Raw genomic sequence first — 12,552 nt, 5'->3', positions numbered from 1 at the left:
GCTCCCGTCCCCGTCCCCGACGGCCCGCCGACCGTGGAGATCGACGACCTGGTGGTCCGGCACAGCGCCGACCGCTCCCCCGCCCTCAACGGCGTCAGCCTCACCCTCACCCCCGGCAGGCGCGTCGCCCTGGTCGGCCCCAGCGGGGCCGGCAAGAGCACCCTGCTGTCGGCGCTGATGCGCCTGGTGGAACCCGAGTCCGGCACGATCCGGCTGAGCGGGGTGGAGATCGGGCGGCTGTCGGCGGACGACGCCCGGCGGGTGATGACTGGGCTGACCCAGGATCCGTACGTGTTCCAGGCCTCGCTGAGGGACAACCTGCGCCTGGCCGGCCCGGAGGCCGGCGAGGATGCGCTGGCCGAGGCCGTACGGCGGGCCCGCCTGGAGCGGTGGGTGGAGCGGACCGGGTGGGACACCGTGCTCGGCGAGGACGGGCGGACGGTGTCCGGAGGGCAGTTGCAGCGCCTGGCGCTGGCACGGGCGCTGCTGAACGACCCGCCGGTACTGCTGCTGGACGAGCCCGCCGAGGCGCTGGACGAGGAGACGGCGGACGCGCTCATGGCCGACCTGCTGGACGCCACCCACGGTCACACGACGTTGCTGGTCACCCACCGCCTCCGCGGGCTGGAGCAGGTGGACGAGATCGTCGTGCTGGAGAACGGCTCGGTGGTCCAGCGGGGCACCCACGGGGAGCTGGTGGACGCCCCGGGGTACTACCGCGACCTGTGGCGGTCGGAGGCCCTGACCGCGGGACGGTGACCGTCTGAAGGCAGGCGGCCGGCGGGGCGCGGGACGGCCGGCAGCCGTGGCCCGGATCTCCCGGGACGGCTGCCGGCCGGCCTGGTCAGGGGGTCACGATGGCGATCTTGTCGACGTAGTCCTCGGTGATCCAGAGGTTGTCGTCGGGACCGGCGGCGATGTCGAACGGCCCGGAGACGACGGTCGGCATCGCGTACTCGTTGATTATCCCGGTGATGGAGGAGCTGGCGACGTTGTTGGCGCTCTGCTCGACGAACCACAGGTTGTTGTCCGACCCGACGGTGATGCCCCAGGGGAAGCTGTCGGGGTCGGTGAGCGAGTATTCGGTGAAGGTGCCGCTGGTGGTGAGGGAGCCGATCTTTCCGTTGGCGTCGGTGTACCACAGCTTGCCGTCCGGGCCCGTGGTGATCCCGATGGGCATCGCGCCGGAGGACGGGACGGTGAACTCGGTGATCGTCCCGCTTGTGGTGATCCGCCCGATGCTGTTCCCCAGCGGCTGGGTGAACCACAGGTTGCCGTCCGGGCCGGGGGTGATGCGCATGGCGTAGACGTCGCTGGTCGGCAGGGCGTATTCGGTGATCGTCCCTGAGGGGGTGATCCGCCCGATCTTGTTACCCACCGTCTCGACGAACCACAGGTTGCCGTCCGGGCCGGGGGCGATGCCCCAGGGGTAGGAGTCCGCGGTGGGGATGGTGTACTCGGTGATCGTCCCGGAGGTGGTGATCCGCCCGATCTTGTTGCCGACCGCCTCGGTGAACCACAGGGCTCCGTCCGGCCCGGTGGTGATGTGCGCCGGCTCGGAAGCGGTGGTGGGGATGGTGTACTCGGTGAACAGGCCGGCGGTGGTGACGCGGCCGATCTTGTTGGCGAAGTTCTCGGTGAACCACATCGCGCCGTCCGGCCCGGCGGTGATCCCGATGGGAGTCGCCGGGCTGGTCGGGATCGGCAGTTCGCTGATCGTCGGTATTCTCCGGCTCTCCGCCATGCGCTTGGCCGCCGCCGCCGTGGCGAGCCGGGGCGCGGGCGGGAAGTGACAGCGGATGCGCCGGTGCTGTGGCATCAGCTTGAGTTTGAAGCAGAGCTTCACCCATGGGCGTACAGGGGACGGAGGGCGTGGCGGCGGCGCGGCAGAGGCGGACACCGGCAGAGGAGCGCTTGCCGCCAGGATCAGAGCCACGACCACGAGCGGATACCCCAGGCGTCGAGAACGGTGACGCATGACATCCCTTCCAGGAAAGAAAGAAAAAGGAACGCGGGTGGGCCGCTGAGCGCAATCGAGTGATTGAGGTCCGCGGCATCGGGCCGCCGTCGGCGGGAATCTGCGAGCATCGGAGCAGACACCCTTGGGGCCCGATCCGGACGATGCTGTCCATCCTCTGTCCGGCCCCGGCGGTCCCAATATCTCCCGTGGCCGCCGACGGCCGCCGATCATCTGCGTTCGTGGCTGGTCATGGAAACGTCAACGCATCGGCCGGAGTCGCCCTGGAACGCGCCGGGGCCCTGGGCGGGCGTCCTCGACTCCGCCACGTCCCCGGAAGGTGCGGGTCCGGGACGCCTCGCGGAACGCCTCGATCGGCCGGCGCCACCGCCGTGCGCCGGCCGGAGGGGGCGCCGCTCAGGCGACCGAGTGCGTGACGACGCCGGTGTAGAGGCCCGCGGCGGCGAGGGGCGGGATGGTGACGACGAGCGTCGGCTCCCAGCTCGTGGAGGAGGGGATGGCCGCCTGCTTGCGTCGACGACCGTCGCTATCGCCGCGGCCCTGGAAGCCGTGACCGCCGGGGCGCTGGAGGCCGAGGCCGCCGGGGCGCCGAGGGTGAGCAGCAGCGCGATCGACGCCGCCGGCGACAGGGGCGTTCGCGCGGCGGAGCGGCCCGCACGGCTCTTGCTCATTGCGATTCCTCATACGTGTCTCGTGGGCGATGCGCGTGGAGCATCTGGTCGATGACGTTCGGGAAACCGATGGCAGCCTAGATCACTTCGTTGGGGCCGCGTTTTCCGACGTCGTCCGTGGACGGCAAATCCGCCGCAAAGGCAGCGGTGGAAACGCCCGTTCCGGGGCGAACGGATGCGCCCTCCGTCTGAGGGCCCTGGGCATGGCACGGAGACGGACCACCAGCCCCACGATTACCAACAGTCACCATATGATCACCAAAAATTGCCAGGCGCCCCTCTGGGGCGGTTTCCGGGGTCCGGTCGCGGAGCAGGATGTGATCACGCAGGAACGGCCCAGGCAGGGCGAGCGTTCGACGAAGGAGACAGCAGTGTCCGAAAGCCGTCTGGGCATCTCATTGACAGGCGCCGCCGCCCTGGTGGCGGCCATGGTGGTGGTGGCCCTGCCCGCACAGGCCGGCACCTGCCCCGCCTCCACCACCTGCCCCACCACGGTGACCTTCACCGTGACCGCCCCCGGCGGGCTGACGATCACCGTTCCCGACGGTCCGGTCAACCTCGGCAGCGGCGCGCCGGGCACCCAGATCAGCGGGYAGCTCGGCCCGGTCACGGTCTCCGACCAGCGCGCCGCGCTCACCGCGACGTGGACGGCGACGGTGATCGCGGCGACGGGCGGCTTCACCACCGGCGCCGGCACCACCCCCGAGACCGTCCCCACCGKCGACGCCCTCTACTGGTCCGGTCCCGCCACCGCCACCACCGGCACCGGCACCTTCGTGCCCGGCCAGGCCAACGCGGCGGCCGCGCAGACGCTGAACGTGTCGCGGACCGCCTTCAGCAAGACAACCGGCTCGGGAAACAACTCCGCCACCTGGAATCCGACCGTCCTGATCAACGTTCCCGACCAGGCGGTGGCCGGCGTCTACACCGGCACGGTGAACCACTCCGTTGCCTAACCCCCTGCCGCGCCTCGGGCGAGCTGCCGGCCAGCGCGTAGACCTGCCCGGCGGCCGGGGCGGATTGCCCATGGGAATGTGGATTCCCGCAGGAAGATCCAACCGGGTCAGTTATCGCCGAGCAGCGCCGTCAGGCGGTCAGCACGACGGCGGACACGTTGACCGCCGCGCCCGCGCAGGTCAGCCGCGTGCAGGCGTGCCCGCATCCGTCACAGCGGCGCTTTCGGTGACGGCTTCGCGTAGCGGCTGCGCGGGTGAACGCCCCCGTCGGCGGGCCCGCCAGGCCGCGGTACGGCAGGCCGGGCCGCAGTAGAGCACGTCGGCGCGCAACGGCGGGCGGCAATTGCGGCAGTAGCGCCTTCCGAGGTCTCGGTAGTGATGGCGGTGAAACCAACGATGTTGCTGCTGACCTGCTAAGACTTCTTGAGAAACACGATCACGGGGCGGCGGGCCAAGCTCTATCCATGCAGGTCGGACCCATATCCGTTGGATTTTCTGCGATTACTACCAAGACCCCCAGCAGAGTGAGCCAGCAAGAGCGCCTGCCCCTGGCCAGACAGGGCGGGCGCTTGGTCGTCGCGGTTTACGCGGGTACCCGCCGGCTGTTGCGGCAGATCATGATCTGGCCGTTGACGTCGCCGTATTGACCTTCGCCGCTGCGGGGCCATTGCCCCGTGCTGCCGTTGTACCAGTCACACCAAGGTGCCTGGGCGTGTACTGGAGCGGACACCAGCGTGGCCGCGAAGAAGGCGGCGCCCGCAACGGCGGTCGCGCGGATCAGAACTCGCATGCTCCTCCCACACAACATGAACTTTATGTAGATAGCATGTCACTCTAAGTAAGTGTTGACGAGAGGGTCCGCCGCCCTCCGGTTCGTCACTATGAGCTATAGATCCTTTTCAAGGAGTGAAGTGAGCGACGCGTTCCCATCCGGCAAGTTCTTCCGCATCGTCAACGAGGGCACCGGGCTGTGCCTGGCCGCCGCGCACGGGGGCACCACCCATGGCGCCCAGAAGGCTCAGGACCGCTGGACCGGCGAGGAGGGCTACATCCCCTACTCCCACACCAACGACCAGGTCCTCACCCTCCGCACGTCCACGGGCCATCGGGGCGAGGTGTGGTTCTTCAGCGAGATCAAGAACACCTACGGCGACGAGGACTGGCACCTGGTCAACGTCAACAAGGACATCCGCAGCACCTTCACCCTCCACGTCGGACCCCTGGACGGCTTCTCCCAGCCGGTCGGGCTGGGTCTGATCGGCTGGGGCGTGCCGGGCCAGACCCAGTGGAACTCCGGCGGGGGGATGATCTGGCCGGGCCCGCATGAGGACAAGGTCGTCACCGTCCTGTCCGACGGCCACGGCAACCACCGGGCCGTGCTGGCGGCCCGCGGTGGCGCCAACCAGCAGTGGCGCTTCGACCAGGTCGACCTGTCCGGCGAAGCCGTACCCACCCGCAGAAAGGGCATCTACGAAACGAGCCCGCCGGGCACGGATTTGTCCAAGTGGAGGGACGTCCTCTAAGCGGCGAAGCGGCTGACGCATCCTGACCGCCGATGCGTGGTAGCGGGGCCGGTCCCCGCCGCTTACCTGTGGGGGTGTCCGGGGTTGAGGAACAGCGGAACAGCCGTTGGCGGTAAGCCGCTGCGTCGCAGGTCGCGGAAGGTCATGTAGGGCGCCGGGGTGGTGTTTTCCTGGGGCCTGCCCTCGCGGGAGCGGCCCATGACCGCCTGCCCCTTTCGCATTTGACCAACTCACCGCCACAACGAGAAGCAAGATCTTTCTGACCGCCAACGGTTGTTCTGCTGTTCCTCAACCCCGCAATCGCGGAAAATCCAACGAACCCTGCTCTGACCTGGTCTCTTATGAAAGGCGGTCCCACTCGCCCGCCCCGCGTTGCTGTAGAGACGTAGCAGGTCAGAGATAGCTTCGTTGGATTTTCCGCGATTGCTACCGGGACCCCTGTCAGGCGGGCTTCGGACCGGTGGAAGGCTGCGAGGTCTGTGTGCTGCTGGGGTAGGGGCCCCATGCTTCTCCGGTGCGGGTGGCGGCCCGGCGCCCCAGCTTGCCTGAGGCGACCATGGTGGCGAGGGAATCCAGGATCACCCGGGCGCTGATCAAGGAGGTCTGTTCGGCCCAGTCGTAGGGCGGCGAGCACTCGACGACCTCGATCCCCGCGAGGCCAGGCGCGGATACCAGGCGCACCAGGCCCAGCGCCTCTCGAGGCAGTAGCCCTCCGGGTTCCGGCCAGCCGGTTCCAGGCACGAACCCGGCGTCGACGACGTCGATGTCGAAGGACAGGTAGACGGCCTTGGCGCCCTTCCAGGCGAGCTCCAGGGCAGTCTCGGCGATCTTCTCGATGCCGACACGTTCGACGTCCCCCACCGTCATGATCGTGGTTCCCCGGCTGCGGCCGACCTTCACTCCTTGCCGCGGGGACTGCCAGCCGCCGATGCCGATCTGCACGAGGTTGACGGCCGGCGCGTTCTTGATGTTGGTCGCGTGGAAGAAGGGCGTGGTGTGCATCCGTTCGTCCAGGTCACTCTCCTGGGTGTCGACGTGCCGGTCGAAGTGGATGATCCCGATGTTGCCGTCGATGTGGGGGGCCAGGCCGCGGATGGTCGGGTACCCGATGGAATGGTCTCCGCCCAGCACCACGGGCATGACTCCCGCGGCGGCGACATGGCTGATGGCCTTGTCGATCTGGTCGAAGGATTTTTCGAGGTTGCCGGGGATCGTGACGACGTCGCCGATGTCGACGAGGTTCAGCTGTTCCCGCAGGTCGACACCGAGTTCGAAGTTGTAGGTGCCGAACAGGTTCGTGGCCCGCCGGATGCCCTGCGGCCCGAACCGCGCACCAGGCCGGTAGGTGGTGCCGGCATCCAGCGGAACGCCGAAGATCGCTACCTCGGCATCACCGACCTCGTGGACGTTCTCCAGGAACGGGGACTTCATGAAGGTCCCTCGTTCACCGGCGAAATGCGGTACCTCTCCACGGGAGAACGTCGGAATCGTACGGTCCTTGACGGAGTCCGCAGCCGGCAGGCCAAGATCGAGCGACCGCTCGACCTCCTCCTTCTGCCGACGATCGGGCAGTTTCGCCTCTGCCTCTTGCGCCCACTTGCCTTGCGCGAATGGCTCAGCCATCTGTCCCCCTATAGCCGCGCTAGCTCTGGGGGGCCTGCAATAACTGTACCCAGATGCCCGCCGATCGGGCGCTTCGCGCCCGGGGCACCTGTCTGAATGCGGCACCGCGCTCGCCGACCTGTGGGGGTCGAGCGCGCCGGCGACCTGGAACCGCAACCGCGCCGCCGTCGCCTCCTGGCTCGCCTGGTGCCACGCCAAGAAGCGCTGGGCGGCGTCCTGGGGTCCCGGTAGTAATTGCGAAAGATCCAACGGAAATGCCCCTGGCCTGCTCTGATGTGAGGGCGTCGCATGGCTGGKGTGCCGGTTGGYGGATGCGGCGGGCTGGGCCGAGGATGCCGCTGACTTCGCCGGGATGCTCCACGTCGACGCTGGCGAAGCGATATCCGTTGGATTTTCCGCCGTTGCTACCGGGCCCCCTCGGCCTACCCCGGGAGCCCCGGCCGACCTGATCGATCAGGCGGCGGCGGCCGCCGTCTCGGCGAGGATGCCGAGGAAGTGCAGCCAGCCCTCGGCGTGTGGCGGGACCTGCGACTCCGGCAGGTTCGAGTGGGTCAGGTCGACCCGCGTGCCGGTGGCCGTCGGCGTCAGGCGGAACGCCACCTCGGTCGATCCGGCGGGGAGGACGTCGTTGGCCTCCAGACCCCAGGTGACGACGACCGAGCGGGGCCGGTCGACCTCGACGAACTCGCCGCGGATCGGGTTCCCGTCGATGTCGACGGCGAACACGCCGCCCGGCCGGGGATCGAGCTCGGCGCGCTGGCCCATCCACGCCAGCATCCCGTCGACCGTGACGAGGTGGTCGAACACGATCTCGGGCGGGGCCTCGATGTCGATGGAGGTTACGAACTCAGCCATTGGTCCTCGCGGTCTTCTCGGCGGCGGCCTTGAGAGCGGCCAGGTGATCGGGCCAGAAGCCCTCAAGGAACTGGCGGACGGCGGCGAAGCCGTCGGTGCGCACGACGAACAGGTGGCGGGTGCCCTCCCGCGTCTCGGTGACGAGCCCGGCCCCCCGGAGCACCCGGAGGTGGTGGGAGACGGCCTGCTGGCTCATCGCCATCGCCTCGGCGACCTCGCCCACCGCCCGAGGTTCGTCCCGAACGATGCTCAGGATGGCGCGGCGGTTGCCGTCGGCCAGCGCCCGAAGGGTGCTGTCCAGCACCTCGGCGGTGGCGGCGCTCACGGCGTCCGGCCGAGGTAGGCGATGAGCTGCTCGGACGACGTTGCGCCGATGTCGAGCGCCGGGCCGAAGGCGTCGCCACGCTGCGCCTCCCCGAGGGCCGCGTGGGCGAAGGCGAGGACGGCGAGCGCGAGGTCCTCCGGGATGGACGCCGCTTCGCCGCTCGCCTGGCTGATGTCCCAGCCGTGGACGACGGCCTCGAGCAGGGTCGCCGACGCCATGACCGGCCCGGGCATCGTCCCGAACGGCAGCTCGTAGGTGCGGTCCATCACGCCGGGCTGCCGCCAGGCGAGCCGGGTCCGGGCCGCGAGGTCGGCCATGGCGGCGTCCCATGGTCCGGTGGCGGTGGCGCCGCCGCCGTCAAGGGCGTCGGCGAAGATCGCCAGGGTCTCGACGGTGTGGTCGAGCAGCGTCCGGAGGTCCCAGTCGTCGCAGGGGGTGGGGACATCGAGGGCATCGGCTGGGACGGCGGCGATGCGGGCCGTCGTCCACGCCAGGCCCTCGTCGAGCAGGTCGAGGGTGTCGGTGATGAGCATGGCTCTTATACAAACAACGATTTGTACAAAAGTCAATTTGTTGTTTGTGGACGGACCGATGAGGTAGGACGTGTCCCGGCGTCGGAGGAACCATGGACGCGCGCAACCTCGCCAACCGACTCTCTGCCGACGACGGCGAGATGAGCCGTCGGACGACATTGCTGTACAGCAGTGCCGTACAGCGACACCGTCTTACGCGATCACATCTCACCGAACCGCATCTACCGCCTGACCAGCACGTAAGCCCGCCGACCCGGCCCCGGCCGTTGACTCGTAATGGGGTCCCGGTAGCAACGGCGGAAAATCCAACGGATATCGCTTCGCCGGCGTCGACGTGGAGCATCCCGGCGAAGTCAGCGGCATCCTCGGCCCAGCCCGCCGCATCCACCAACCGGCACACCAGCCATGCGACGCCCTCACATCAGAGCAGGCCAGGGGCATTTCCGTTGGATCTTTCGCGATTACTGCCGGAACCCCGGATCGCCTCAACGAGGCGGTCGGGCCGCCGTGCCCGCCCGGCCCCCCTCCCGGACCCGGCCGGGCCACGGCAGGTGACGGCCGTACCCGTTTCCCCCGATCCGGGGCGGCAGCCGCTCATATCGTACGGTCACCAATCGGATACGAACGGTGTCTCCGGTGGGCGGATGGAACTGTATGCTCACGCATCGGGGTTGCATAGTCGCCCCGGAACCCGCCGGGGTAAATCGGACAGATGGCCGCCCGGTCGTGCGCGCGCCACTCCGGCTCCGGCATTTGCGCAGGTCAACGCGTCGGACGCCGGGTGCGATACCGGACAGAACCGATGCACTGTCCGGTACATGGCTTGGGGCATCTCCGGCCTGCGGTCAGTCCTCCCCTACCGGGACGCTGCCTGCTTTCTCTCGGACCAGGTGGCCGGTCCCCTCCGGTGTCGTCTTCAGCCGCCACCCGTCCGACCACACATGAGCGGCCGCAGGATCGACCACCACAGTCCTGGCGAACAGCGCGGTCTTGGTGGAGGTCGCCCGTCGAACCAGATGTGCCCCGCCGACCACGCCGCCCACCAGCAGCGTGACCGGCACGATCCACCACGCGGCCGGCCGGGGAGTACGCAACTGCGGCGGAACCACCTCCACCGCGACGGCAGGCACATCATCTGGGGCGGGGCGGGGGAACGGCAGTAACGGCATGCCTCCCATTCCAGCCGCCCGCGACCCACACCTGGCCGGACTGCATGTGATCGTTACCGGAGCGGATCGGGCAGCGCCGGCCGGAGGAGGGCCACCCCGGCAGCAGAACCGTGCGATGGGCGGTGCCTGCCCTCGATTCCGAGGTCGACCCCGCACTCGTCAGGCGGTTCGAGCGGTGCCCGGTCCGCCGGGACGACGGGCGATGGCCCCTTTTCCAAGGGCCTGTCCTCGGCTCGATCATCAGGATTCTGATCTCGGAGCTGGGCCCTGCCTGCCACGCGTACCGCAGCACGCCCGGCGTGTTCGTCGACGTACGGCTGAGCCTTCCGCAGGCGACCAGTCACCCGTCAGCTGGTGAAACGTCCCTCACGGGTGTACTTGCAAGCCCCACTGAGGCAGTTAGGGCTGGACCCCCAGCCGTCGTTGTAGGTGACCTTGCGGTGGCGCTTGAACTTGCCCTTGATCTCTTCCGCCTGAAGCCCAGGGCCGACCTTCTCGTCCGCCTGCTTCCACCAACTGGTGCCGTTCCAGTAGTACAGCCGGTGCTGGGCCCACAGGTGACTCGGCGAGTCCACCGGCAGGCAGTTGAAGATGAAGCTCTCCGCGCGACGCTCCTTGAAACCGCCGAAGTCGAAGGTGGTGTACGACTTGGGAGCCAGGCCGGCCTGGGCGTTGTCGTGCCAGAGGTGCCAGCCCCAGTGTTCGGCGGTGCACGAGGCGGAGAGCACGGCGCCGGCCGGAGCGGTCAGGCCGCGTACGGTGACCGGCTCGCTGGTGATCCGCCGTCGCTGCAGCTCGGCGGGGAGGTCGGTGCCGTGGTCATCGACGAGGCGCTGGGGCACCGGCACGTCGGGCGGGGTGATCTCCAGGTAGGTCTGCAGGTAGCTGTTGCTCCGCTCCCAGGCGATGAGCGGCGCGCGGCCGATGATCCCGAGTTGGGACATCCCCACTTCGTTGGAGGGCTGGCTGTCGGAGAAGCTCACGGTGAGACCGGTCGTGTATTCGATGTGCGCCAGGGGGATCTCCCGGTCGCTCTCCTCGGGTTCGGCCGCGGCCGGGGAGGAGGCGAGCACCATCGTGGCGGCGATAGCTGCGATTGACCTCATGTCACTCCTTGCGGTTGGGGTTGCTCGCGCAGAACGTTAGGAACCGATCTTTCAGTGGCCTTAAAGATGAGCTCAGCGCATGCTTCCAGCGCGCCGGCGCCGGATCGGATTGCCTGTCGGGTCTGTCAGCATGACGCGCATGACAGCTGACCTGCTCGCCCCGTTTCAGGGGCTCAACGCACCTGAGAGTGCGGGTGGCGGCATCCTGGGGTGATCTTCAGTGTGGCCTTTTCCGGGGGCTCGATCCCCAAAGAGCAATTCGGCAACCGCTCGTCGGGTCCGTGGCGTCGCGGGCCGGGACCGGCCGGAGAGCCGCAGCCCGGCCCGCGAACGCCCAGGCCCTCACAGGCGATTGCCGAAAGAATCGAGGAGCTATGACCGACGATCCGAGGATGGCGATGGACCTCGTAGACCAGATCGAGGTACTCGGCGCGCAGGTGGAGGCCGGCGAGGTAGCTGTCCGGGGTCTTGCCGTACCGGGTGGCGATGCCTCGCCAGGCCTTCAGCTTGTTGATCAGCCGCTCGACGGTGTTTCGCTCCTTGTACAGGTCCGCGTCGTGGCTGACGGGCCAGCCGCCCCTGCTGCCCTTCTTCCGGCTGGCGGCCTGGTCCTTCTTCTCCGGGATGACCGCCTTGATGCCGCGTTCCCGCAGATGGGCGCGGTTACCGCGAGAGGAGATCGTCTTCGGTGTCCTGGCCAACTTGTCCGCCGAGGCCGCCCCCCTTTGACCTGGCCTTCTCCTGCTCGACGGCCTTCTCCAGAGCGGCGACGACGTCCTGGTCCAGGTGCATCCCGGCAGCCTCGTGGTGGGTCCGGGCGGTGGTGGAGTCGATACTGACCAGGGGCAGGTCCACCGCACCCCGCAGCGCGGCTTCCGCGATCAGGCCCTCCAGCAGGGCCTCGAAGACGCCGGCGTCACGCCACTGCCGGAAGCGGTTGCAGACGGTCGACCAGGCACCGAACTCCTGCGGCATCTCCCGCCACTGCCCGCCCGTCCTGAACCGCCAGATCACGCCCTCGAACTGCTGCCGCAGTCGCTCGGGGTACGGGCCGTACTCGCCGATCGGCAGGTACGGCCCGATGAACTCCCACTCCGCGTCCGTCAGTCGCACTCGCGTCACACCGCAAGATCTATCGGTCCAAGCCCCGATGCGAAGGCGAATCCCACAGATTGATCACGACTCGATACGCGCCCTACTGTCACACAAAGGTCTATACATCCTCCTGTGTCACACCAGTCTGACGGGACGCGGCGGTTTCCTGAAAAAGAGGTGTTCACCCGGCTCAATCTGCCGCTGCGGCGACGCCCCGCACATCGTCCTCAGGTCGCCGCGGGATCCTCCCGAGGTCGCGACGGCGTCTACGGCATTGCAGTCACCTCCGCGCGGATGCAGGGTGCGCGACCTCGCCCGACATGCGCCAGATCGCCTGCCCTGTCAGTCATGGACTTTGAAGTCCCCGTGGCTCGTCTTGAGAATCGGCGCCGTGCCCTGGCAATCGTTGATCGGCGCGTTCATGAACCCCCACATCCAGTAGAGCCTGTCGGAACGGCCGTTGTCGTGCACGGTGAACGAGACCTTCTGGCCGGTGACGTCCGTGTTCTTCTCATCCGTAAGGTTCGCGTAACCACGGGTGATAACGCCGGTGGCGACGGCGACCTCACCGCCCACGAGCAGACAGGTGATCTTCCCCTCGAACTCGGCGACGACGCCACCGGTCCTGCCCTTCCCGTGGAACACCTTGAAAGTCCCCTTCGTGGTGCCGGGTCCGCCACGGGCCTCGATCTGGAACTTCACCGGGTCCCCGGCCCAA

The 12,552-nt window shown here is 68.4% G+C and carries 13 protein-coding genes and 1 pseudogene; 3 read left to right on the top strand and 11 right to left on the bottom strand.

The features are described from left to right. Positions 1 to 759, top strand: a 759-nt coding sequence (locus CA984_RS14960) for an amino acid ABC transporter ATP-binding/permease protein (RefSeq protein ID WP_133061667.1), incomplete at its 5' end; no start/stop codon positions are given. An 85-nt stretch (positions 760 to 844) separates the two neighbouring features. Here CA984_RS14960 and CA984_RS14955 read toward each other — a convergent pair. Together CA984_RS14955 and CA984_RS14950 are read right to left on the bottom strand one after the other, a co-directional pair. After that, on the bottom strand, positions 845 to 1,819 hold the full coding sequence (locus tag CA984_RS14955; protein ID WP_133061666.1) for a Vgb family protein: 975 nt from the start codon (positions 1,817 to 1,819) through the stop codon (positions 845 to 847). 555 nt (positions 1,820 to 2,374) lie between these two features. Next, positions 2,375 to 2,662, bottom strand: a complete 288-nt coding sequence (locus tag CA984_RS14950) for a hypothetical protein (RefSeq protein WP_086572371.1) — start codon at positions 2,660 to 2,662, stop codon at positions 2,375 to 2,377. Between the two features lie 358 nt (positions 2,663 to 3,020). Between CA984_RS14950 and CA984_RS14945 the strand changes: the two genes are divergently transcribed. After that, positions 3,021 to 3,605: a hypothetical protein gene (locus tag CA984_RS14945; RefSeq protein WP_086572369.1), complete on the top strand. Its 585-nt coding sequence runs from the start codon at positions 3,021 to 3,023 to the stop codon at positions 3,603 to 3,605. A 583-nt stretch (positions 3,606 to 4,188) separates the two neighbouring features. On the opposite strand, the gene CA984_RS45485 is transcribed toward CA984_RS14945, so the two are convergent. Next, positions 4,189 to 4,395: a hypothetical protein gene (locus CA984_RS45485; protein ID WP_133061665.1), complete on the bottom strand. Its 207-nt coding sequence runs from the start codon at positions 4,393 to 4,395 to the stop codon at positions 4,189 to 4,191. A gap of 121 nt (positions 4,396 to 4,516) precedes the next feature. On the opposite strand from CA984_RS45485, the gene CA984_RS14940 reads away from it, so the two are divergent. Then, positions 4,517 to 5,128: a hypothetical protein gene (locus tag CA984_RS14940; protein WP_086572367.1), complete on the top strand. Its 612-nt coding sequence runs from the start codon at positions 4,517 to 4,519 to the stop codon at positions 5,126 to 5,128. 441 nt (positions 5,129 to 5,569) lie between these two features. Here the strand turns inward: CA984_RS14940 and CA984_RS14935 are convergent, their stop codons facing one another. The 8 genes and pseudogenes from CA984_RS14935 to CA984_RS14900 form a co-directional block, all read right to left on the bottom strand. Next, positions 5,570 to 6,559, bottom strand: a complete 990-nt coding sequence (locus CA984_RS14935; RefSeq protein ID WP_207620876.1) for an agmatinase family protein — start codon at positions 6,557 to 6,559, stop codon at positions 5,570 to 5,572. 645 nt (positions 6,560 to 7,204) lie between these two features. Continuing rightward, entirely contained in the window at positions 7,205 to 7,606 is a 402-nt protein-coding gene (locus tag CA984_RS14930; RefSeq protein WP_086572363.1) for an SRPBCC family protein, read from the bottom strand. Beyond that, positions 7,599 to 7,931 carry an ArsR/SmtB family transcription factor gene (locus CA984_RS14925; protein ID WP_086572360.1) on the bottom strand — a complete coding sequence of 111 codons (333 nt, stop codon included), beginning with the start codon at positions 7,929 to 7,931 and terminating at the stop codon, positions 7,599 to 7,601. The genes CA984_RS14930 and CA984_RS14925 overlap by 8 nt, the downstream gene beginning before the upstream one ends. Beyond that, the gene (locus tag CA984_RS14920) at positions 7,928 to 8,464 is read right to left on the bottom strand and encodes a TIGR03086 family metal-binding protein (RefSeq protein ID WP_165781258.1); all 537 of its coding nucleotides are present in this window, start codon (positions 8,462 to 8,464) and stop codon (positions 7,928 to 7,930) included. The genes CA984_RS14925 and CA984_RS14920 overlap by 4 nt, the downstream gene beginning before the upstream one ends. 845 nt (positions 8,465 to 9,309) lie before the next feature. Further along, positions 9,310 to 9,633 (bottom strand): hypothetical protein, encoded by a 324-nt coding sequence (locus tag CA984_RS14915; RefSeq protein ID WP_133061664.1) that lies wholly within the window; start codon positions 9,631 to 9,633, stop codon positions 9,310 to 9,312. Positions 9,634 to 9,980: 347 nt separating this feature from the next. Continuing rightward, positions 9,981 to 10,739 carry a hypothetical protein gene (locus CA984_RS14910; protein WP_133061663.1) on the bottom strand — a complete coding sequence of 253 codons (759 nt, stop codon included), beginning with the start codon at positions 10,737 to 10,739 and terminating at the stop codon, positions 9,981 to 9,983. Positions 10,740 to 11,158: 419 nt separating this feature from the next. Continuing rightward, positions 11,159 to 11,861, bottom strand: a pseudogene (locus CA984_RS14905) (transposase); the annotation flags it as partial. Positions 11,862 to 12,176: 315 nt separating this feature from the next. Next, positions 12,177 to 12,536 (bottom strand): hypothetical protein, encoded by a 360-nt coding sequence (locus CA984_RS14900; protein ID WP_133061662.1) that lies wholly within the window; start codon positions 12,534 to 12,536, stop codon positions 12,177 to 12,179. Positions 12,537 to 12,552 lie beyond the last annotated feature (16 nt).

Source organism: Streptosporangium minutum, assembly GCF_002149035.1.
GTDB classification, from domain to species: domain Bacteria; phylum Actinomycetota; class Actinomycetes; order Streptosporangiales; family Streptosporangiaceae; genus Streptosporangium; species Streptosporangium minutum.
Note: the sequence above shows the minus strand (reverse complement) of the source record. Positions and strands in the feature narration are given on the sequence as shown.